Source organism: Streptomyces sp. NPDC035033 (assembly GCF_040636735.1).
In the GTDB taxonomy this organism is placed as follows: domain Bacteria; phylum Actinomycetota; class Actinomycetes; order Streptomycetales; family Streptomycetaceae; genus Streptomyces.
Window position 1 is genome coordinate 15999 of record NZ_JBEZUZ010000036.1, and the last position, 21038, is coordinate 37036.

16 protein-coding genes are annotated in these 21038 nt (G+C 74.3%); 6 read left to right on the plus strand and 10 right to left on the minus strand.

Going from position 1 to position 21038, the window contains the following annotated elements:
* The first annotated feature begins 34 nt into the window (after nucleotides 1-34).
* Nucleotides 35-676 carry an XRE family transcriptional regulator gene (locus AB0E83_RS16850; protein ID WP_362111474.1) on the plus strand — a complete coding sequence of 214 codons (642 nt, stop codon included), beginning with the start codon at nucleotides 35-37 and terminating at the stop codon, nucleotides 674-676.
* Here AB0E83_RS16850 and AB0E83_RS16855 read toward each other — a convergent pair.
* Nucleotides 673-1440, minus strand: coding sequence for an NPP1 family protein (locus tag AB0E83_RS16855; protein ID WP_362111477.1), 768 nt, complete (start codon nucleotides 1438-1440; stop codon nucleotides 673-675). The genes AB0E83_RS16850 and AB0E83_RS16855 overlap by 4 nt on opposite strands.
* A gap of 166 nt (nucleotides 1441-1606) precedes the next feature.
* Here AB0E83_RS16855 and AB0E83_RS16860 point away from each other — a divergent pair, with 166 nt between their 5' ends.
* From AB0E83_RS16860 to argG, 4 genes are all read left to right on the plus strand, one after another.
* Nucleotides 1607-2620: an endonuclease/exonuclease/phosphatase family protein gene (locus tag AB0E83_RS16860; RefSeq protein ID WP_362111480.1), complete on the plus strand. Its 1014-nt coding sequence runs from the start codon at nucleotides 1607-1609 to the stop codon at nucleotides 2618-2620.
* Between the two features lie 419 nt (nucleotides 2621-3039).
* The gene (locus tag AB0E83_RS16865) at nucleotides 3040-4872 is read left to right on the plus strand and encodes a ricin-type beta-trefoil lectin domain protein (RefSeq protein WP_362111618.1); all 1833 of its coding nucleotides are present in this window, start codon (nucleotides 3040-3042) and stop codon (nucleotides 4870-4872) included.
* Nucleotides 4873-4912: 40 nt separating this feature from the next.
* Complete coding sequence (locus AB0E83_RS16870; RefSeq protein WP_362111483.1) at nucleotides 4913-7999, plus strand: glycoside hydrolase family 3 N-terminal domain-containing protein; 3087 nt, start codon at nucleotides 4913-4915, stop codon at nucleotides 7997-7999.
* Nucleotides 8000-8109: 110 nt separating this feature from the next.
* Nucleotides 8110-9558, plus strand: coding sequence for an argininosuccinate synthase (argG, locus tag AB0E83_RS16875; protein WP_362111486.1), 1449 nt, complete (start codon nucleotides 8110-8112; stop codon nucleotides 9556-9558).
* 118 nt (nucleotides 9559-9676) lie between these two features.
* Here argG and AB0E83_RS16880 read toward each other — a convergent pair whose 3' ends face one another.
* The 6 genes from AB0E83_RS16880 to AB0E83_RS16905 form a co-directional block, all read right to left on the minus strand.
* A complete protein-coding gene (locus AB0E83_RS16880; RefSeq protein ID WP_362111489.1) occupies nucleotides 9677-10333 on the minus strand; it encodes a hypothetical protein in 657 nt (218 codons plus the stop codon).
* A 78-nt stretch (nucleotides 10334-10411) separates the two neighbouring features.
* Entirely contained in the window at nucleotides 10412-11407 is a 996-nt protein-coding gene (gap, locus tag AB0E83_RS16885) for a type I glyceraldehyde-3-phosphate dehydrogenase (RefSeq protein WP_362111492.1), read from the minus strand.
* Nucleotides 11408-11532: 125 nt separating this feature from the next.
* Nucleotides 11533-12489, minus strand: a complete 957-nt coding sequence (locus AB0E83_RS16890) for a helix-turn-helix domain-containing protein (RefSeq protein ID WP_362111495.1) — start codon at nucleotides 12487-12489, stop codon at nucleotides 11533-11535.
* Nucleotides 12490-12614: 125 nt separating this feature from the next.
* Nucleotides 12615-13655 carry an NAD(P)-dependent alcohol dehydrogenase gene (locus AB0E83_RS16895; protein WP_362111498.1) on the minus strand — a complete coding sequence of 347 codons (1041 nt, stop codon included), beginning with the start codon at nucleotides 13653-13655 and terminating at the stop codon, nucleotides 12615-12617.
* Nucleotides 13656-13774: 119 nt separating this feature from the next.
* Complete coding sequence (locus tag AB0E83_RS16900; RefSeq protein WP_362111501.1) at nucleotides 13775-14875, minus strand: C45 family peptidase; 1101 nt, start codon at nucleotides 14873-14875, stop codon at nucleotides 13775-13777.
* A gap of 190 nt (nucleotides 14876-15065) precedes the next feature.
* The gene (locus tag AB0E83_RS16905) at nucleotides 15066-15479 is read right to left on the minus strand and encodes a Fur family transcriptional regulator (protein ID WP_362111504.1); all 414 of its coding nucleotides are present in this window, start codon (nucleotides 15477-15479) and stop codon (nucleotides 15066-15068) included.
* A gap of 265 nt (nucleotides 15480-15744) precedes the next feature.
* Between AB0E83_RS16905 and katG the strand changes: the two genes are divergently transcribed.
* On the plus strand, nucleotides 15745-17970 hold the full coding sequence (gene katG / locus AB0E83_RS16910) for a catalase/peroxidase HPI (RefSeq protein WP_362111507.1): 2226 nt from the start codon (nucleotides 15745-15747) through the stop codon (nucleotides 17968-17970).
* Nucleotides 17971-18149: 179 nt separating this feature from the next.
* Here katG and AB0E83_RS16915 read toward each other — a convergent pair whose 3' ends face one another.
* The 3 genes from AB0E83_RS16915 to AB0E83_RS16925 all read right to left on the minus strand — a co-directional run bounded on the left by AB0E83_RS16915 (nucleotide 18150) and on the right by AB0E83_RS16925 (nucleotide 21012).
* The gene (locus tag AB0E83_RS16915; protein ID WP_362111510.1) at nucleotides 18150-18992 is read right to left on the minus strand and encodes an SDR family NAD(P)-dependent oxidoreductase; all 843 of its coding nucleotides are present in this window, start codon (nucleotides 18990-18992) and stop codon (nucleotides 18150-18152) included.
* A gap of 128 nt (nucleotides 18993-19120) precedes the next feature.
* On the minus strand, nucleotides 19121-19957 hold the full coding sequence (locus AB0E83_RS16920) for a class II fructose-bisphosphate aldolase (protein ID WP_362111513.1): 837 nt from the start codon (nucleotides 19955-19957) through the stop codon (nucleotides 19121-19123).
* 131 nt (nucleotides 19958-20088) lie between these two features.
* Nucleotides 20089-21012, minus strand: a complete 924-nt coding sequence (locus AB0E83_RS16925; protein ID WP_362111516.1) for a sugar isomerase — start codon at nucleotides 21010-21012, stop codon at nucleotides 20089-20091.
* Between the last annotated feature and the right edge of the window lie 26 nt (nucleotides 21013-21038).

Here is a 21038-nt window from a genome sequence, read left to right on the forward strand (position 1 = left end):
CCCACCGTTTTTGCGGAGGCCGCAAAATGGCTCCATGGACAAGGGAACCGGGGACGCGGAGCTGGCGCGGATCCTCGACGGCATCGGACCCCGGCTGCGCGGGCTGCGGCGGGACCGGGGGCTCACGCTGGAGGAGCTCGCGGCCACGACCGGCATCTCGGTCAGCACGCTGTCCCGGGTGGAGTCGGGCAAGCGGCGGCCGACCCTGGACCTGCTCATCCCGCTGGCCCGGGCGCACCGCGTGGCGCTCGACCAGCTGGTGGCGGCGCCGGCCAGCGGCGACCCCCGGGTCCACCTGCGGCCCCTGCGCAAGGAACGCGGGAGCGTCCTCGTGCCCCTGACGCAGTATCCGGGCCGGGTGCAGGTCTTCAAGCAGGTGCTGGCGCCCCGCCGGCCGGAGCTGGTCACCCACGAGGGCTACGAGTGGCTCTACGTCCTCGCCGGCCGGCTGCGCCTCGTCCTCGGGGAGCGGGAGGTCACGCTGCGGCCCGGCGAGGTGGCCGAGTTCGACACCACCGAGCCGCACTGGTTCGGCCCCGCGGACGCCGAAGCGGTGGAGATCCTGCACCTGTTCGGGCCGCGGGGCGACCAGGCCGTCGTCCGCGCCGGGCCGTCCGCGGCCGAGCCCGCCCCGCCGGCCGCTCCCGCCGACGGGGCCCCGGGCGGCGGCGCCTAGGCGTACGGGTCGAAGGCGATGCCGGCCGGCTTCGCCTTGGCCAGGTGGTCGGCGAAACTGCCGTCCTTGAGCCCGAAGTGGGCACTGCCGAAGTCGGCCCCGGAGAGCTTCTCGCGGATGCCGGGCGGGTAGCCGTTCCAGCCGACGAGGGCGGGGAACTGCCAGGTGCCGCGGTGGTTCTCGGGCGGCTCGTCGTTGCCGTTGGCGGCCCGGAAGCAGTGGGTGCCGATGCCGTCCTTGTGGTAGACGACCTTCGGGTGGGTGCCGTCCCAGCGGATCGCGTCCCGGGCGTGGACCGTGAAGGAGCCGTGGTTGGAGGTGGAGACGTACTGGGCCTGCCCGTCCCGGATCCAGACGGCGACGTGCTCCCAGTCGTGGCGGTGGCCGCCGAGCCCGCTGCCCCAGACGGCCTGGTCCTTCTCGAAGTACAGGCCGTAGAGGACCGCGCACCAGCCGTTGTTGCAGAGCGAGCGGGCGTAGCCGTTGGTGTTGGCGAGGTCCCCGGAGTCCCGGCACTGGCTGCTGACCGTGCCGGACGGGTTCAGGCCGGGGTTGAGGGTGCCGTCCGGGCCGATCGCGGGCGTCGGGTAGCAGCCGTCGGTGTCGTAGTCGTAGGCCGGCTGGTAGGTCTGCTCCAGGGCGTCCGCGCGGGCCGGGAGGGCGGGCGGCGGGGCGGCGAGGGCGGTGGGCGGGAAGGCGAGGAGGAGCGCGAGGGCGCTGCCGAGAACGGCGGCCCCCTTGGTGACGCGACGCGGGGTCTTCAACTCCGGCTCCCTGAAGGGGTCGAGGGGTGGGGGCACCGTGCGGCGGCGGCCAGGACGGCCGCGCGCTGACATGCCCACTCCAAGCGGTGGTCAAACGGGCGGCAACCGCCGACCGCCCGGAAACGTCCTGATCAGCGAGGTCGGGGGAAGACCGGGGAAAGGGCGGATGGCGGTGGCGGGGCGGGAAGGGAAACCGGACGGCGCGGGGTGGCGGCGGGCGTTCCGGCGGAAGGCTGGCGGCGGACGGCGGCGCGGCCGGGTGCTCACCGTCCTCGGCGCGGTGACCGCCGGGCTGCTCGCGCTGCACCGGTTCGTGCCGAACACCCCGGGGCGGCTGGGCAGCCTGCTGGAGACCTTCCTGTTCTGGCTCGGCCCGCTCACCGCCGCGCTCCTCCTCTGCGCGGTGGTGCGGCGCGCCCGGGCGGCCCTGGTCGCGCTGCTCGTCGCGGCCGTCGCCTGGGCCGCCGTCTTCGGCCCGCCGCTGCTGCCCGCCGCGCCGCCCGGGGCCCGCGAACTCACCGTGGCGCAGCACAACGTGGCCGACGACAACGCCGATCCGGCCGGGACCGCCCGGGCCCTGGCGGAGAGCGGCGCCGACCTCGTCGCCCTCCAGGAGCTGGTCGATCCGGCGCTCGCGGTCTACCGCGAGGTCCTGGCGCCCCGCTACCCGTACCACGCCGTGCGGGGCACGGTCGGCCTCTGGTCCCGTCACCCGCTCACGGGCGCCCGGGCGCTGGACATCAAGCCGCGCGGCGTCGCGGAGCCGTGGCAGCGGGCGCTGCGGGCCGGGGTGCGCACGCCGTACGGGGAGGTGGCGGCGTACGTCGTCCACCTGCCGTCCGTCCGGCTGGGGCCCGGCGGGTTCGGGTCGGCCCGGCGCGACGAGAGCGCGGCCCGCCTCGGGCGGATCCTGGCGGCGGAGGCGTCCGAGCGGATCGTCCTGGCCGGCGACCTCAACGGCACCGTCGACGACCGCGGTCTGGCCCCGCTGACCTCGCGCCTCGCCGCCCCCGAGCGGGGCCTCGCCCTGAGCTACCCCGCCGGCCTCCCCCTGGCCCGCATCGACCAGGTCCTGGCGGGCGGCGCCCGGATCCCCGCGATCCGCACCCTCCCGGCCACCGGGAGCGACCACCTGCCGGTGCTGGCCCGGATCGCGGGGCTCCGGCCGGACCCCTCCTAGCGTCCCGGCGGACGGCGGCGGCGCCGCCGAGGCGGACGCGGGGGTCGTCGAGGACGGCGGCGGACCGCCGCCCCCGTCCCCGCGCGGACAGGCGCGGCAGGCGCGGACGATCGTCGCGGACCGGGTCAGCCGCCCACCGCAACCTCCCGAACGCGCCGCGCCCCGCAGCCGGTCGGACGGCCCTCGAAAGCCGCCCGCGCGTTCGGGAGTTGGAGGCGGGAGGGGTTGACGCGCGCCGGGCGCCTCCATAAGTTCACAGCTTGATAAAAGGCTTGCCGCCTTGCGGGACGCGTACGGATCCGGGCGGGCCGGGACCGCACGGCACCGCGGCACGCCTCCGACGAAAGGGTTGTCAGGTGCAACTCAAACTTCTGCGGGGGCGCCCCCGCTCCCTCGCCGCGCTCCTCACCGGCGCCCTCGTGGCGACCGGACTGGTCCTCACCGCCCCCGGCACCGCGCAGGCGGCCGGCGAGCGGGTGGACGTCTGGCTGACCACCACCTCCGACGCCGGAGGCCGTACCGTCACCCGGGGACTCGCCCCGCAGGCCCCGCTCGCCTTCGGACCGGCCGGCGGCGCCGCGGGCCACACCATCACCGTCGACGAGTCCACCACCTACCAGCGGTTCGAGGGCGGCGGCGCCTCGATCACCGACACCACCGCCCACCTGCTGCGCGGCGGCGCGGTCAGCGCCGCCACCCGCGACGAGGTGATGCGCCGGCTCTTCTCCCCCACCGACGGCATCGGGCTCTCCTTCGTCCGCAACCCCATCGGCGCCTCGGACCTCTCCCGCCCCGGCATGGTCTCGCTCGACGACACCTGCTGCGACCTGAACGACTTCGGCGCCAACGGCTACGACACCCCCGTGCGGCTGCTGACCGCGCAGGCCAAGCAGCTCAACCCGGCGCTGCGGGTCAAGGGCGTGCCGTGGAGCGCACCCGGCTGGATGAAGGACAACGGCCGGATGGACCAGATGGGCTGGCTGAAGTGGGAGCACTACCCCACCTACGCGCAGTATCTGGTCAAGTACGTCCAGAGCTACCAGGCGGCGGGAATCAAGGTCGACTACCTCTCGGTGCAGAACGAGCCGAACTGCTGCCAGGCCGGCAACCCCACGGCGATGAACTACCCGGGCATGAGCTGGAACCCGTCCGGCCTGGTCGAGTTCACCAAGAACCACGTCTACCCGGCCTTCCGGGCCGCCGGGATCACCACCAAGGTCCTGGTGCACGACTGGAACTACGGCGACTACGCGAACTTCGGCGCCGCCGTCCTCGCCGACGCGGGCGTCCGGAACGACCCGCTCTTCGGCGGCATCGCCTGGCACGGCTACTTCGGCGACCCGGCCGTCGGCAGCCAGGTGCACGCCCAGTACCCGTCGGTGCGCCAGTTCTCCACCGAGCACTCCGGCGGCACCTGGGTCGGGAACCAGCACGACGAGGACCTGAAGGACATCGTGTCCTACGCCCGCAACTGGAGCAGCAGCCTGGTGAAGTGGAGCCTGGCGCTCAACCAGGACATGGGGCCGCACAACGGCGGCTGCGGCACCTGCACCGGTCTGGTCACCGTGCAGGAGGGCGGCGCCCGGGCCGGGCAGGTCGACTACACGATCGAGTACTACACGACCGGTCACCTCACCAAGTTCGTGAAGCCGGGCGCGTACCGGATCGCCTCCACCGACGACGCGACGGTGCAGAACGTGGCCTGGCGCAACCCCGACGGCTCCAAGGCCCTCATCGCGCACAACGGCGGCGGCTCCGCGCAGTCCGTCCGCGTCGACTGGGGCGGCCAGTCCTTCACGTACACCCTCCCGGCCCGCACCACCGCCACCTTCACCTGGTCCGGGACGCCGGGCGCCGGGGCGCCCACCGGTCCGCTGACGGGGCTCGCCGGCAAGTGCCTCGACGTGGCCGGCGCGTCGAGCGCCGACGGCACCGCCGTGCAGCTCTACACCTGCAACGGCACGGCCGCCCAGCGGTGGACCCTCGCCGCCGACGGCAGCGTCCGGGCGCTCGGCAAGTGCCTCGACGCGACGGGCGGCGCGACCGCCGACGGCACCAAGGTGCAGCTCTACACCTGCAACGGGACCGGCGCCCAGCGGTGGACGTACGACCCGGCCACCCATGACGTGGTCAACACGGCCGCGGACAAGTGCCTGGACGTCACCGGCAACTCCTCCGCCGACGGCACCCGCGCCCAGATCTGGACCTGCACCGGCGGCGCCAACCAGAAGTGGACCCACCAGCCGTCGTGACCGTGCCCCCCTTTCCTCCTCCCCGTCTCCAGGAGACCGCATGCCGCACCAGCGCCACCGCAAGAAAGCGCGCGCCCGAGGGCTCGCCGCCATCGCCGCCACCGCCCTGATCACGGGCCTCGTCGGCGCCGCGCCCACCTCCGCCGCGCCGGCCGCCGATGCCCCGGCGCCCCGGATCGTCGACCGCTTCGAGGGCGAGGTGCCGTTCGCGGCCCCGCCCGCCGAGGGGATCTTCACCTGGGGCAGCGACGCCGACGACCACCCGGCGCTCACGCTCGCCGAACGGGCCGACGCCCCCGAGGGCGACAAGGTCCTCGAAGGCCGCTACGACATCAGCGGCTGGGGCGGCTTCACCCACGACTTCGCCTTCGACCGGCCCGCCCAGGACTGGACCGCGCACGGCGGCATCCGGTTCTGGTGGTACGGACAGAACACCGCGCCGCTGCCGCCCGGCTCGGGCAGGCGGATCCACTTCGAGCTCAAGGACGGCGGCGCGAACGGCGAGGCGTCCGAGCTGTGGACGACCTCCTTCACCGACGACTGGGAGGGCTGGCACCTGGTCGAACTCCCCTTCTCCTCCTTCCGGTACCGCGCCGACTACCAGCCGGTCGGCGGCATCGACCACGTCCTCGGCCTGGACCGGATGTGGGGGTACGCGCTGACGCTGCCGACGGGCGCGCCGGGCTCCTTCGCGCTCGACGGGATCGAGCTGTACGGCACGGCCGACCCCGCGCTGACCACGCAGGTCGTCACCGGGGCCGCCGTGCACCCGGTGGCGGAGGGGACCGCCGCCCGGATCGACGTCACCGTGACCACCACGGGCGCGGCGCCGACCGACCGGCCCGTCACCGTCGCCTACGCGACGAAGGACGACGGGCCGGCCGAGCCCGGTGAGGACTACCGGCCGGTCGCCGGAACGCTCGTCTTCCCGGCCGGGACGCCCTCCGGCACCACCCGCTCGATCACCGTCGAGACGCGGGAGGACGGCGCGGGCGAGGCCGCCGAGACGATCCCGGTACGGCTGACGGTCGAGGGCGCCAAGGCGCCCGCCGAGCACCCGGTCGTCGTGGTGAACGCGCACGGGCTGCCGTACCTCGACGCACGGCTGCCGGTGAAGCGGCGGGTCGCCGACCTGCTGGCCCGGATGACCCTGGCCGAGAAGGCCGGGCAGATGACCCAGGCCGAGCGGAACGCGCTGCGGGCCCCCGGCGACATCGCCGGGTACGCGCTCGGTTCGCTGCTCTCGGGCGGCGGCTCGGTGCCCTCGCCCAACACGCCGGAGGCGTGGGCGCGGATGATCGACGGCTACCAGCTGCGCACCCGGGCGACCCGGCTCCAGATCCCGCTGATCTACGGGGTGGACGCGGTGCACGGGCACAACAACGTGGCCGGGGCGACCGTCATGCCGCACAACATCGGCATCGGCGCGACCCGCGACCCGGCGCTCGCCGCCCGGACCGGCGCGGTGACGGCGAAGGAGGTGCGGGCGACCGGAGTCCCGTGGGACTTCGCGCCGTGCCTGTGCGTGACGCGGGACGAGCGCTGGGGCCGGTCGTACGAGGCCTTCGGCGAGGACCCGGCGCTGGTGACCGCGATGGAGACGGTCATCCAGGGCATGCAGGGCGCGCGGAACGGCAAGGACCTCGACCGCAACGACAAGGTCCTCACCAGCGCCAAGCACTTCGTCGGCGACGGCGGCACGGAGTTCGGCTCGTCGACGACCGGCTCGTACACGATCGACCAGGGCGTCACCCGGGTCACCCGTGAGGAGCTGGAGGCGGTCCATCTCGCCCCGTTCGCGGAGGCGGTGAAGCGCGGCGCGGGCACGGTCATGCCCTCGTACTCCTCGCTCGACGTCATCGGGGACGAGCACGGCCCGGTGAAGATGCACGCCAACGCCGAGATGATCAACGGGGTGCTGAAGGACCGGATGGGCTTCGAGGGCTTCGTCATCAGCGACTGGCAGGCCATCGACCAGATCCCCGGCGACTACCCGAGCGACGTGCGGACCTCGGTCAACGCCGGCCTGGACATGATCATGGTGCCGACGGACTACCAGGGGTTCACCCGGACCCTGGTCGCCGAGGTCGGGGCCGGCCGGATCCCGGTCTCCCGGATCGACGACGCCGTGGCCCGGATCCTCACCCAGAAGTTCCGCCTCGGTCTCTTCGAGAAGCCGTACGCGGACACCACCCACCTCTCCTCGGTCGGCTCGGCCGAGCACCGGGCGGTGGCCCGCGAGGCCGCCGCCGCCTCACAGGTGCTGCTGAAGAACGAGGGCGGGCTGCTGCCGCTGAAGCCCGCGCAGAAGGTGTACGTGGCCGGCTCCAACGCCGACGACCTGGGCAACCAGACCGGCGGCTGGACCATCAGCTGGCAGGGCTCCTCCGGGAAGCACACCACCGGCACGACGATCCTCGAAGGGATGCGGAAGAACGCGCCCGGGCTCACCTGGTCCCAGGACGCGTCCGCGCCGGTCGAGGGGTACGACGCCGGGGTCGTGGTGGTCGGCGAGACGCCGTACGCGGAGGGCGTCGGGGACGTCGGCAACGGGCACGACCTGGAGCTGAGCGCCGCCGACAAGGCGGCCGTGGACCGGGTGTGCGCGGCGATGCCGTGCGCGGTGCTCGTGGTCTCCGGCCGGCCGCAGCTGATCGGCGACCGGCTGCCGGGGATCGACGCCCTGGTGGCGTCCTGGCTGCCGGGCACCGAGGGCGACGGCGTCGCCGACGTGCTCTACGGGCGGGTGCCGTTCACCGGACAGCTCCCGGTGACCTGGCCGAGGTCGGAGGCGCAGCTGCCGGTGAACGTCGGCGACGCCGCGTACGACCCGCAGTACCCGTACGGCTGGGGGCTCACCACCCTGACGGCGGCGCCGAAGGGCGGGGAGACGACGCTGAAGGCGCTCGGGCTCGCGGCCCGGGTGCTCCAGGCGGCCGGGCGGGGCGATTCACCCGAGGCGCGGCGCCTGGTGGCCCGGGCCCGGCTGCTGGTGCAGGATCGCGTCGGGCAGCGGGTCACGGAGGCGGTGGCGAAGCCCTTCGCCGAGGCCGACCACCGGCTGCTCTCCGGTGACCCGGCGGGCGCGGTGGAGCGGCTGACCGCGGCCTACCGCGCGGCCGGCTGAACAGCGGGCCCGGTGGACCGGCGCCTCGCGGGAGGCCGGTCCACCGGGCCCGTCCGGTCGCGCCCGGGCATGGCGTTGCATAGCCATGCGGATTGATGCATACTCTTTCCATGTCCAAGGTTCTCACCTCCCTTCCCGTCGGCGAGCGCGTCGGCATCGCCTTCTCCGGTGGTCTCGACACCTCCGTCGCGGTCGCGTGGATGCGTGACAAGGGCGCGGTCCCCTGCACGTACACCGCCGACATCGGCCAGTACGACGAGCCCGACATCGCCTCGGTGCCCGGGCGCGCCCGGACCTACGGCGCCGAGGTGGCCCGCCTGGTCGACTGCCGCGCCGCGCTGGTCGAGGAGGGGCTGGCCGCGCTCACCTGCGGCGCCTTCCACATCCGCTCGGGCGGCCGGGCCTACTTCAACACCACCCCGCTGGGCCGCGCCGTCACCGGCACCCTCCTGGTGCGGGCGATGCTGGAGGACGACGTCCAGATCTGGGGCGACGGCTCGACCTTCAAGGGCAACGACATCGAGCGGTTCTACCGCTACGGCCTGCTGGCCAACCCGCACCTGCGGATCTACAAGCCGTGGCTGGACGCCGACTTCGTCACCGAGCTCGGCGGCCGCAAGGAGATGTCGGAGTGGCTCGTCGCCCACGACCTCCCCTACCGGGACTCCACCGAGAAGGCGTACTCCACCGACGCCAACATCTGGGGTGCCACCCACGAGGCGAAGACCCTGGAGCACCTGGACACCGGCATCGAGACCGTCGACCCGATCATGGGCGTGCGGTTCTGGGACCCGTCGGTCGAGATCGCCGCCGAGGACGTGACGATCGGCTTCGAGCAGGGCCGCCCGGTCACCATCAACGGCAAGGAGTTCGCCTCCGCCGTCGACCTGGTCATGGAGGCCAACGCCATCGGCGGCCGGCACGGCCTGGGCATGTCCGACCAGATCGAGAACCGGATCATCGAGGCCAAGAGCCGCGGCATCTACGAGGCCCCCGGCATGGCGCTGCTGCACGCGGCGTACGAGCGCCTCGTCAACGCGATCCACAACGAGGACACCCTCGCCCAGTACCACAACGAGGGCCGCCGGCTCGGCCGCCTCATGTACGAGGGCCGCTGGCTGGACCCGCAGGCGCTGATGATCCGCGAGTCGCTCCAGCGCTGGGTCGGCGCCGCCGTCACCGGCGAGGTCACCCTGCGGCTGCGGCGCGGCGAGGACTACTCGATCCTCGACACCACCGGCCCGGCCTTCAGCTACCACCCGGACAAGCTGTCCATGGAGCGCACCGAGGACTCCGCCTTCGGCCCGCTGGACCGGATCGGCCAGCTGACCATGCGGAACCTGGACATCGCCGACTCCCGCGCCAAGCTGGAGCAGTACGCCGGCATCGGCCTCATCGGCACCGGCAGCCCGGCCATCGGCGCCGCGCAGGCCGCCGCCACCGGCCTCATCGGCTCGCTCGCCGAGGGCGGCGCCGAGGCGATCGCCTCGCGCGGCGAGACCCCCGACAGCGAGGAGACGGCGCTGGACCGCGCCGCCATGGAGACCGGCACCGACTAGTCCCCCCGCACCCGTCCCCCGCTCGTGGGCCGGCCCGGAACTCCGGGCCGGCCCACGGCCGTGTCCGGACACCCGGCCGTCTCCGGACGCCTCGGCCGTCCCGGGCGCCTCGGCCGCCTCAGCCGGTGATCGAGAAGAAGATCGTGTCGTGGGTGTACCAGTCGTAGCCCCGCGCCCTGGTGGACTCCCACTCCTCGTGCTCGAACTCCAGCTTCTCGGTGAGGAGGTCGAGGTCGTGGACGAAGTCCGGGTCGATCTTGTCGCGGACCGCCCGGTAGGCGTCGACGGCCGGCTTCGCCTTGGCGAGCGGCAGCATGCCGATGTCCGGGCCGTCGATCGCGTGGGGGATGTGGAAGGGGATCTCGTCCGGCGGGCCGGAGAAGAGGTAGCCGTGCGGCAGCAGGTCGGCGGGCACGCCGTGCCGCCTCAACTGCTCGTCGAGAAGGCCGAAGAAGGTGCTGGGCCTGGAGTAGACGCCCAGGTCCGCGGGGTCGGAGCCGCAGTGGTCGATGATGTGCTGGAGCGCCCGGGCGTACGCCTTGCCCGCGTACTCCCCCTCCGCGTCGGCGCGGCCCTCGATCAGGTGCTCCAGGGCCTCGGGGACGGTCAGCCCCCAGTCGAGGCCCTGGTGGTCGAGGTCGCGCCGGTCGGCCTCGGCCCGCTCGCGCATCATGGCGAGCACGCGCCGCTGGTCGTCGGTGAGGCGGTCGGCGGCGCCCAGGTACGCGACGGCCCCGGCCCGGTCGCCGGTGGTGTACGAGATGATTCGGCTCATGATCGACATGCTGCCATCCGGCACTGACAACGCCCCCTCGGCCGAAGCCGAGGGGGCGTCGCGGGTGGTGACGCGGGGTCAGCCGGCGAGCAGCTGAAGGGTGTCGATGACGCGGTTGGAGAAGCCCCACTCGTTGTCGTACCAGGCGACGACCTTGACGTGGCGGCCGTCGACGCGGGTGAGGGCGGCGTCGAAGATGGAGGAGTGCGGGTTGCCGGTGATGTCGGAGGAGACCAGCTCGTCCTCCGAGTACTCCAGGACGCCGGCGAGCTTGCCCTCGGCCGCCTTGCGGTAGGCGTCGAGGATCTCCTCGCGGGTGACCTCGCGGGAGACGGTCGTGTTGAGCTCGACGATCGAGCCGACCGGCACGGGGACGCGGATCGAGTCGCCGGAGAGCTTGCCGTCCAGCTGCGGGAGCACGAGGCCGATGGCCTTGGCGGCGCCGGTGCTGGTCGGGACGATGTTGACGGCGGCGTTGCGGGCGCGGCGGGCGTCGCGGTGCGGGCCGTCCTGGAGGTTCTGCTCCTGGGTGTAGGCGTGCACGGTCGTCATGAAGCCGTGCTCGATGCCGGCCAGCTCGTCGAGGACGGCGGCCAGCGGGGCGAGCGCGTTGGTGGTGCAGGAGGCGTTGGAGACGATCGTGTGCAGCTCGGCGTCGTACGTGTCGCTGTTCACGCCGTAGGCGAGGGTGACGTCGGCGCCGTCGGAGGGGGCGCTGACGAGGACCTTCTTCGCACCGGCGTCGAGGTGGAGGCGGGCGTCCTTGGCGCTGGTGAAGCGGCCGGTGGCCTCCAGGACGATGTCGACACCGAGCTCGGCCCAGGGCAGGTTCGCCGGCTCGCGCTCGGCGAGGACCTTGATGCGGCGGCCGTCCACGACGAGAGTGTCGCCGTCGACGGAGACCGGGCGGCCGAGGCGGCCGGAGGTGGAGTCGAAGGCGAGGAGACGGGCGAGCGCCTTCGGCTCGGTGAGGTCGTTGACGGCGACGACCTCCAGCGCGGTGTCGCGCTCCAGGAGGGCGCGGAGCACGTTGCGTCCGATGCGACCGAAACCGTTGATGGCGATGCGAGTCATGAGCGGGTGTCCCTTCCGTTTCTTCGCCCCCAGCCTCGCTCGTCCGGCCCCGGCGCGGCAGGGGCGAGATCGCCACGGTCCGCAAGGATCGTGCCAAGATCTGGCGATCCGGCCCGGCGGGGGTCTCAGTCGCCCCGGGTGAAGGTGCGCCGGTAGTCGCTCGGGGTGGTGCCGAGGATGCGCTGGAAGTGCATCCGCAGGTTGGCGCCGGTGCCGAGGCCGGTCTCCGCGGCGATCTGCTCGACGCCGAGCTCGGAGCGTTCGAGCAGTTCGCGGGCCCGGTCGACGCGGGCGCGGAGCAGCCACTGCATGGGGGTGTAGCCGGTCTCCTCGACGAAGCGGCGGGAGAAGGTGCGGGGCGAGACGGCGGCGTGGCGGGCGAGGACGTCGAGGGTGAGGGGTTCGTCGAGGCGGTGCAGGATCCACTCGCGGGTGGCGGCGAAGCGCTCGCCGTGCGGTTCGGGGACGCTGCGCGGGACGTACTGGGCCTGGCCGCCGCTGCGGTAGGGGGCGGCGACGAGCCGGCGGGCGGCGTGGTTGGCGGCGCCGACGCCGAGGTCGCCGCGGAGGATGTGGAGGCACAGGTCGAGGCCGGAGGCGGCGCCCGCGGAGGTGAGGACGCTGCCCTCGTCGACGAAGAGCACGTTCTCGTCGACCCGGACCAGGGGCCACTTCTCGGCGAGGGCGCGGGCGTAGTGCCAGTGGGTGGTGGCCCGCCTGCCGTCGAGGAGGCCGGTGGCGGCGAGGGCGAAGGCGCCGGTGGAGATGGCGGCGAGCCGCGCCCCGCGCGCGTGGGCGGCGATCAGGGCCTCGACGACGGCGGCGGGCGGGTCCTCGCGGTCGGGGAAGCGGTAGCCGGGGACGAAGACGATGTCGGCCCAGGCGAGCGCGTCCAGGCCGTGGGCGACGTTGTACGACAGGCCGTCGCCGCCGGTCACCAGGCCGGGGACGGCGCCGCAGACGCGTACCTCGTAGGGCATGCTCGCGCGGGTCGTGAACACCTGGGCGGGGATGCCGACGTCGAGGGGCTTGGCCCCTTCGAGGACGAGGACGGCGACGCGGTAGAGACGGGTGGGTGGCACGTCACGAGCCTACGTGGCGCCGGTGGACGGCCGGCGGGCCCGGCCACGCGCGCGTGGGGGCGGGTCACGACCGCCGTCTCCGTGGTCCTGACCGTGGGGCCCGGCCACGCGCGCGTGGGGGCGGGTCAGCCGTTCGGGAGGATGACCGCGCGGCCGTTGATCCGGCCCGCGTGCAGCCGCTCGTACGCCTCGGGGGCCTCGTCCAGGCCGTAGGTCTCGACGTGGACGTCGACGGCTCCGGCGCGGGCCAGGTCGAGGACCTCGACGAGTTCGGCGCGGGTGCCCCAGTACGGGGAGGCGACGCTCACCTCGTACGGGAGGGCGCCGAAGCCGACCGGCAGGGTGCCGCCGCCGAGGCCGACGATGGTGACGTCGCCCTCGACCGCGGCCATGGCGCCGGCGGCGGCGGTGGTGGGCGGGGCGCCGACGAAGTCGAGGACCACCTCGGCGCCGCGGCCGCCGGTGAGGTCGCGGACGGTGGCGGCGGCGGAGGCGTCGGAGAGGACGGTCTCGTGGGCGCCGACGGCCCGGGCCAGGGCGAGCTTCTCCTCGGTGACGTCGAGGGCGACGACCCGGGCGGCGGTCATGGCGCGCAGCAGCTGGACGGCGACGTGGCCGAGGCCGCCGGTGCCGATGACGACGGCGGTCGAGCCGGGGACGAGCTTCGGCAGGGAGCGCTTGACGGCGTGGTACGGGGTGAGGCCGGCGTCGGTCAGCGGCACCGTCTTCACCGGGTCGAGGCCGTCGAGCGGGACGAGGTGGCGGGGGCTGTCGACGACCATGTACTCGGCGATGGCGCCGGGCGCGCCGAGGCCGGGCGGGTGGATGCCGAGCCCGGCGGCGCGCAGGCAGTAGTTCTCCTTGCCCTGGGCGCACGTCCAGCAGGTTCCGCAACCCCAGGGGCCGTAGACGGCGACGGCGTCGCCCTCGCCGAGGCCGGTGACGCCGTCGCCGAGGGCCGCGACGGTGCCGACGCCCTCGTGGCCGAGGGTGAGGGGCAGCGGGAAGGGCAGCTGTTCGGCGGGCCAGCTCATCACGGCGATGTCGGAGTGGCAGACGCCCGCGGCGGTGACCTTGAGGAGGACCTGTCCGGGGCCGGGCTCCGGATCGGGGACGGTGACGACCTCGGGGGCGGCACCCACGGTGCGGTACTGCAGGGCCTTCATGGCGCGTTCCTTTCCGGCGTCGCTGGGGGCGCAGCGGCCGCGGGGCGGGCGGGCGCGCCCTCTCCAGGGTGCGGCCGGACCGGCGCCCGCGCGCGGCGGGACCGCCCGCCCGGCGGCGGTCAGGCGCGCAGCGTGTACCAGGGGCGGTCGGCGTGCTCGGCGGGGGTGCCGTCGAGGATCCGCGCGGTGCGGGCCGCCGGGTCGAGGAGGACGGTCGCGAGGCTGGCCCAGCGCCGGCCGAGGGGCGCCTCCGGGTCGGGGACGCAGGTGACGGGCGGCTCGCCGGGGCCGGTCACGAGGAGGCGCAGCAGGTCGTCCGGGGTGGTGACGGACTCCCGTGCGAGCCGGTCGCGGAGGAAGTCGTACCGCTCGCCGGAGTCGGGCTGGTAGAGCCAGGTCTTCTCGTGGCGCGCGGGGCGCGGGCTCAGGAAGTGGTTGGTGCGCAGGTGGGTGGCGTCGGCCGCGGCCGGGACCTCGAAGACGCCCTCGGGGCTGAGGTCGAGCAGGACGGCCCGCTCCTCGTCGAAGAGCAGGAAGGAGCCGGACGAGGCGATCGGGGCCGAGCGGATCAGCTCGACGGCGTGGGCGGCGCCGTCGGCCTCCTCCAGGACGAGGGCGGCGAGGACGTGCACGGGCAGGCCGCCGACGCGGTCGTACCGGTGGCCGAGGATGTTGAAGTGGAGGGCGAGTCCGGCGCTGTTGACGCCGATCTTGGCGAGGATGCCGTGCTCGGTGAGGCCGACGTGGCGGTGGGTGCCGCCGGCGGCGTCGACGGTGTGCCAGGAGGCGCCGAGTTCGACGTGCCAGTCCCAGGTCTGGACGCCGAGGTGGGTGGTGCCGCCGCCGGGGGCCGGGACCCGGCGGACGACGGTGGAGCACTCGCCGGGCGGGACGGCGCGCCCCCGGGCGAGGATCTCGGTGCGGGCGTTGAGCGCGGCGACCCGCCACGGTGCGACGCCCGCTCCCTCCGCGAGGCCCTCGATCTGCTCGCGCAGGGCGGGCCGGAAGGCGTCGATCGCGTCCAGGGCCCGGCGGGCGTCGTCCCGCACGGTCCCCTCGGCGATGCCGGCGAGGGCGAAGAGCCGGTCGTAGACGTCGAGGGCGGCGTGCAGCCCCGCGGCGAGCCCGGCCCCCCGCAGCCGTCCCCGCTCGCGCGGGTCGGCGGCGTCGACGGCCACGTGGAGCCGGTGTTCGGGGCGGGGGAAGGCGGTGAGGGACATGGCGGGCTTCCTGGGCGGCGGGCGGACGGCACTTTATTGGCCGTACGACCAATAGCCTGCGGCCCATCCAACAGCGCGGGCCCGCGGACCGTCAAGCCCGGCCCCTCCCCCGGACATGCCGCGCGCCGCGCGCTCCACCGGGGGACGGCGGAGCGCGCGGCGCGGGCGACGGGCAGAACGGGGCGGGGCGTCAGGCCGAGCAGGACGGACAGCGGCCGCGGTAGGTGATGTCGACCTTGGAGACGGTGAAGCCGTACCGCTCGGAGTCGGGCAGGACGGCCAGCGGGTCACCGGTGGGACGGACGTCGCGGATGGTGCCGCACTCCGTGCAGACCAGGTGCTGGTGCGGGCGGTGGGCGTTGGGGTCGTACCGCTTCGCGCGGCCGTCGGTGGAGAGCTCCACCACCTCCCCGAGGGAGACCAGTTCGCCCAGGGTGTTGTAGACGGTCGCCCGGGCGATCTCGGGAAGTCGCTCCACGGCGCGCGCGTGCACCTCGTCGGCGGTGAGGTGCACGTGCTCGCCGGCGAGGACCTCCGCGACGACGCGCCGCTGCGACGTCATCCGCCAGCCTCTGGCCCGCAGCCGCTCCAGCAGGTCACTCATAGGGGGCCTACCTGTTCCTTCTCGGCGAGGACGGGGGCGCGGGGCGTCCTGCGCCCGGGCCCGGCCCCACCACTTTGGCATTCTTCTTGACTTGGACTTAGTCCATTGTAGGATCAGTTTCGTTGATGGCCAAGGGACAGGAAGAGTCCGCGCACGGCGGGAGACGAGGACGTGACGTACCGGCTCCGGGGAGCACCCCGGCCGGCGCCGCCCCGTCGGACCTCCGTGTCCGCGGCCTTCCCGCGCGTGTCCGGAAGGAATACCCATGTCTGAGAACCTCGATGCACACGGCGGCGACGTGAAGGCCGAGGGAGCGGGCGGCTGCCCCGTCGCCCACGGGCGCGCCGCGCACCCCACGCAGGGCGGTGGCAACCGCACGTGGTGGCCGAACCGGCTCAACCTGCGGATCCTGGCCAAGAACCCCGCCGTGGGCAACCCGCTCGGCGAGGACTTCGACTACGCCGAGGCGTTCAAGTCGCTCGACCTCGCCGCCGTGAAGCGGGACATCGCCGAGGTCCTCACCACCTCGCAGGACTGGTGGCCGGCCGACTTCGGCCACTACGGCCCGTTCATGATCCGCATGGCCTGGCACAGCGCGGGCACCTACCGCATCAGCGACGGCCGCGGCGGCGCCGGCGCCGGCCAGCAGCGCTTCGCCCCGCTCAACAGCTGGCCGGACAACGGCAACCTGGACAAGGCCCGCCGTCTGCTGTGGCCGGTGAAGAAGAAGTACGGGCAGGCCATCTCCTGGGCCGACCTCATGATCCTCACCGGCAACGTGGCCCTGGAGTCGATGGGCTTCGAGACCTTCGGCTTCGCCGGCGGCCGCGAGGACGTGTGGGAGGCCGACGAGGACGTCTACTGGGGCCCGGAGACCACCTGGCTCGGCGACGAGCGCTACTCGGGCGACCGCGAGCTGGAGGAGCCCCTCGGCGCGGTCCAGATGGGCCTCATCTACGTCAACCCCGAGGGCCCCAACGGCAACCCGGACCCGGTCGCCGCCGCCCGCGACATCCGCGAGACCTTCCGCCGGATGGCGATGAACGACGAGGAGACCGTCGCCCTCATCGCCGGCGGCCACACCTTCGGCAAGGCGCACGGCGCCGGCCCGGCCGAGAACGTCGGCGCGGACCCGGAGGCCGCCCCGATCGAGGCGCAGGGCCTCGGCTGGGCGAGCGGCTACCGCTCCGGCAAGGGCGCCGACGCCATCACCAGCGGCCTGGAGGTCACCTGGACCACCACGCCCGCCCGGTGGGGCCACGACTTCTTCAAGCACCTCTTCGAGTACGACTACGAGCTGACGAAGAGCCCGGCGGGCGCCCACCAGTGGGTCGCCAAGAACGCCGAGGCGATCATCCCGGACGCGTACGACCCGGAGAAGAAGCACCTCCCGACCATGCTCACCACGGACCTGTCGCTCCGCTTCGACCCGGTCTACGAGCAGATCTCCCGCCGCTTCTACGAGAACCCCGACCAGTTCGCGGACGCCTTCGCCCGCGCCTGGTACAAGCTGACCCACCGTGACATGGGTCCGGTCGTGCGCTACCTCGGCCCCGAGGTCCCGTCGGAGGAGCTCGTCTGGCAGGACCCGCTGCCGGCCCGCACCCACGAGCTGATCGACGCGGCGGACATCGCCTCCCTCAAGGAGAAGATCCTCGCCTCGGACCTGACCGTCGCCCAGCTGGTCGGCGCGGCCTGGGCCGCCGCCTCCTCCTTCCGCGGCAGCGACAAGCGCGGCGGCGCCAACGGCGGCCGCATCCGCCTGGAGCCGCAGCGCGGCTGGCAGGTCAACAACCCGGACGACCTGGCCCAGGTGCTGCGCGTCCTGGAGGGCGTCCAGGAGTCCTTCAACGCCGGCCGGACCGACGGCAAGCAGGTCTCCCTCGCCGACCTCGTCGTCCTCGCGGGCTCCGCGGCGGTCGAGAAGGCGGCCAAGGACGCCGGCCAGGACGTCGAGGTGCCGTTCACGCCGGGCCGCGTGGACGCCTCCCAGGAGCAGACGGACGTCGAGTCCTTCGCCGCCCTGGAGCCGCAGGCGGACGGCTTCCGCAACTACCTCGGCAAGGGCGTCCGCCTCCCCGCCGAGTACCTCCTCGTCGACCGCGCCAACCTGCTCACGGTCAGCGCCCCCGAGCTGACGGTCCTCGTCGGCGGCCTGCGCGTCCTGGGCATCACGGCGCCGCAGACCTCCCTCGGCGTCCTCACCGAGACCCCCGGCAAGCTGACGAACGACTTCTTCGTCAACCTGCTGGACCTGGGCACCACCTGGTCGGCGACCTCCGGCGACGCCAACACCTTCGAGGGCCGCGACGACGTGACCGGCGAGGTCAAGTGGACCGGCACCCGCGCCGACCTGGTCTTCGGCTCGAACTCGGAGCTGCGCGCCCTCGCCGAGGTGTACGCGAGCGACGACGCCAAGGAGAAGTTCGTGACGGACTTCGTCGCGGCCTGGACCAAGGTCATGGAGCTGGACCGCTTCGACCTCCGCTGACCCGCGCCACCGCGAGTCCGCCGGGACCGCCCGGCACCCCGCGCCCCCGGGACCTTCCACGGTCCCGGGGGCGCCCCCGTCCCCGGCGGACCCCCGCCGTCCCGTGCCGCCGTGGTCGCGCCCCCGTCCCCGGCGTCCGCGGCACGGCCCCCGACCGCCGCCGGTGACCGGGGCGGGCGTCACGCGCCCGCCGGCACCCGCCCCACCAGACGGTCCGTCAGCGCCATGAGGCGCCGGCGGGCCTCCGTGTCGTACGCCTGCTCGTGGGCGCGCGCGTCGGTGAACCGGTCGAGGTACCGTCCGGTGACCCCGGCCAGCTCGGGGTCGACGACGAGCCGCACGGTGGGGCGGACGCCCTCCTCGACGCCGACGAGCGGGGTGAGGCCGTAGGCCCGGACGGCCGCGGTGTCCATGAGGTGGGCCGGGTGGAGGGCGTTGACGGTGACGCCGGTGCCGTCGAGCTCCTCGGCCAGGGCGAAGGTCGCCATGATCAGGGCCAGTTTGCTGCGGCAGTAGGCGCGCAGCCCCTCGTACTCCTTCTCGAACATGAGGTCGTCGAGGTCGACGGTCTCCTGGCCGATGGAGGCGACGTTGACGACGCGGGCCGGCGCGGAGGCGGTGAGCAGCGGCAGCAGGCCGCGGGTGAGGGCGTAGGGGGCGAGGTGGTTGACGGCGAGGCGCAGTTCGTGGCCCTGGGCCGAGACCTCGCGTTCGAGGGGGCGGGGGCCGCCGCCGGCGACCGCGTTGTGGACGAGGGCGTCGAGGCGGGGTTCCGCCGCGCGGACCCGGGCGGCGAGGGCCTCGACCTGGTCCAGGTCGGAGAGGTCCGCGCGGTAGGTGCGGACCTCTCCGCCGGCGTCCAGGGCGCGGACCTCGGCGGCGACGGCGGCGAGCCGGCCGGCGTCGCGGCCGTGCAGCAGGACGGTGCCGCCGCGGGCGGCGAGGTCGAGGGCGACGCCCCGGCCGAGGCCCTGCGTGGCCCCGGTGACGAGGGTGGTGTGGTGACGGGGGAGTTCGGTCATGGACGTGATCCTGGCCGGGCCGGCGCCGGGACGGGAGGGTGCGCCGGACCTGGTGTCGGCACCACCAGGCTCACCACCGGGCCCGCCACCGGGTCCGGTGCCGGGACCGGTGCCGGGCGGCCCGGCCGTCAGCGGGGGTCGAGCAGGCCGAGGAGGTGGGTGACCTCGGTGGCGACGGCGGTGCGGGCGGGGGTGAGGTAGCGGCGCGGGTCCACCTCGGCGGGGTGGGCGGTGAGGTGGTCGCGGACGGCCCGGGTGAAGGCCCTGTTGAGGTGGGTGGAGACGTTCACCTTGGTCATGCCGGCGGCGACGGCCCGGGCGAGCAGCGGATCGGGGACGCCGGAGGAGCCGTGCAGCACGAGGGGGACGTCGACGGCGGCCCGGAGGCGGGCGATCAGGCCGAGGTCGAGGACGGCGTCCCGGGTGACCATCTGGTGGACGCTGCCGACGGCGACGGCGAGGGCGTCGACGCCGGTGGCGGCGGTGAAGGCGCGCGCCTCGTCGGGGTCGGTGCGGACCCCGGGGTCGTGGGCGCCGCCCTTGCCGCCGATCTCGCCGAGCTCGCCCTCGACCCAGACGCCGTGCCGGTGGCAGTGCTCGACGACCTCGCGGGTCGCGGCCACGTTCTCCTCGTAGGGGAGCTTCGCGGCGTCGAACATGACGGAGCCGAGGCCGAGTTCCACCGCTTCGTGGACGAGCTCCGGGTTCTCGGCGTGGTCGAGGTGGACGGCGACCGGCGTCTTGGCGGCGCGGGCGAGCGCGAGGCAGGCCAGCGCGACGGGTTCGAGGGCGCCGTGGTAGCGGACGGTGTTCTCGCTGACCTGGAGGACGACGGGCCGGTCGGCCCGCTCGGCGCCGGCCACGATGGCCTGCGCGTGCTCCAGCTGGAGGACGTTGAAGGCGCCCACACCGGCGCCGGCGGCACGGGCCCGCCGGACGATCTCGTGGGTCGGGGTCAGTGGCATGGTCCTGCTCCGGATGCGGGGGACGGGACGGGGACGGGCGGAGGTACGGGGCGGGGTACGGGGCGCGCGGGGGTACGGGGACGGGGCCCTGTGCGCGCGGGCACGGGGACGGGCGGCGCGCGGCGGCCGGTTCAGGCGCCGGCGTCCGCGAGGACGACCGAGCGCGTGAGGTTCCGGGGCCGGTCGGGGTCGAGGCCGCGGGCCTCGGCGACCGCGACGGCGAGGCGCTGGGCCAGGACGAGTTCGGCGAGCGGATCGAGGCCGCCGGCGACGAGGACGCCGCCGACCGCGCGGATCTCCTCGGCGAGGCCGCCGGGCAGGGGGCCGAAGCTCCAGGCGACACGGCCGGGGCCGGTGATGCTGACGGGCCCGTGGCGGTACTCCATCGCCGGGTACGCCTCGGTCCACGCGCCGGCCGCCTCCCGCATCTTGAGCCCGGCCTCCTGGGCGAGGCCGTAGGTCCAGCCGGTGCCGAGGAAGGTGAACTGTTCGGCCTCGCGGACGGCGGTCTCCAGCGGCCGGACGAGGGCGAGTTCGGCGTCCTCGGCGGCGCGGGCGACGGGGGCGACGCCGTCCGGGAGGGCGTCCTCGGCCTCCAGATGGGCGCGGAGGAGGGCGAGGACGGTGGTGGCGAAGCGGGTCTGGACGACCGACTCCTCGTCGGCGAAGTCGAGGACGGCGACGGCGTCGGCGAGGTCCATGACCGGGGTGGCCGGGTCGGCGGTGAGCGCCGTGGTGGGGACGGTTCCGGAGAGCCGGTCGAGGACCGCGAGGACCTCGCTGGTGGTGCCGGAGCGGGTGAGGGCGACGACCCGGTCGTAGCGGCGGGCGAAGGGGAAGCGGGAGGCGGCGAAGGCGTCGGTCTCGCCGTGGCCGCCGGCCTCGCGCAGGTCCGCGTACGCCTGCGCCATGAACCAGGAGGTGCCGCAGCCGATCACGGCGACGCGCTCGCCGCGGCGGGGCAGGGCGGCCGTGTGCGCGGGCAGGGTGCGGAGCGCTTCGCGCCAGACGGCGGGCTGGGTGGCGATCTCGACGGCGGTACGGGAGGGGGCCATGCGCACTCCTTGCACGAAAGAGACAC

Coding starts and splice junctions, on each gene's coding strand:
- AB0E83_RS16850 (WP_362111474.1), top strand. CDS start 35: ATGGACAAGGGAACCGGGGACGCGGAGCTGGCGCGGATCCTCGACGGC.
- AB0E83_RS16860 (WP_362111480.1), top strand. CDS start 1,607: ATGGCGGTGGCGGGGCGGGAAGGGAAACCGGACGGCGCGGGGTGGCGG.
- AB0E83_RS16870 (WP_362111483.1), top strand. CDS start 4,913: ATGCCGCACCAGCGCCACCGCAAGAAAGCGCGCGCCCGAGGGCTCGCC.
- argG (WP_362111486.1), top strand. CDS start 8,110: ATGTCCAAGGTTCTCACCTCCCTTCCCGTCGGCGAGCGCGTCGGCATC.
- AB0E83_RS16880 (WP_362111489.1), bottom strand. CDS start 10,333: ATGAGCCGAATCATCTCGTACACCACCGGCGACCGGGCCGGGGCCGTC.
- gap (WP_362111492.1), bottom strand. CDS start 11,407: ATGACTCGCATCGCCATCAACGGTTTCGGTCGCATCGGACGCAACGTG.
- AB0E83_RS16895 (WP_362111498.1), bottom strand. CDS start 13,655: ATGAAGGCCCTGCAGTACCGCACCGTGGGTGCCGCCCCCGAGGTCGTC.
- AB0E83_RS16900 (WP_362111501.1), bottom strand. CDS start 14,875: ATGTCCCTCACCGCCTTCCCCCGCCCCGAACACCGGCTCCACGTGGCC.
- AB0E83_RS16905 (WP_362111504.1), bottom strand. CDS start 15,479: ATGAGTGACCTGCTGGAGCGGCTGCGGGCCAGAGGCTGGCGGATGACG.
- katG (WP_362111507.1), top strand. CDS start 15,745: ATGTCTGAGAACCTCGATGCACACGGCGGCGACGTGAAGGCCGAGGGA.
- AB0E83_RS16915 (WP_362111510.1), bottom strand. CDS start 18,992: ATGACCGAACTCCCCCGTCACCACACCACCCTCGTCACCGGGGCCACG.
- AB0E83_RS16920 (WP_362111513.1), bottom strand. CDS start 19,957: ATGCCACTGACCCCGACCCACGAGATCGTCCGGCGGGCCCGTGCCGCC.
- AB0E83_RS16925 (WP_362111516.1), bottom strand. CDS start 21,012: ATGGCCCCCTCCCGTACCGCCGTCGAGATCGCCACCCAGCCCGCCGTC.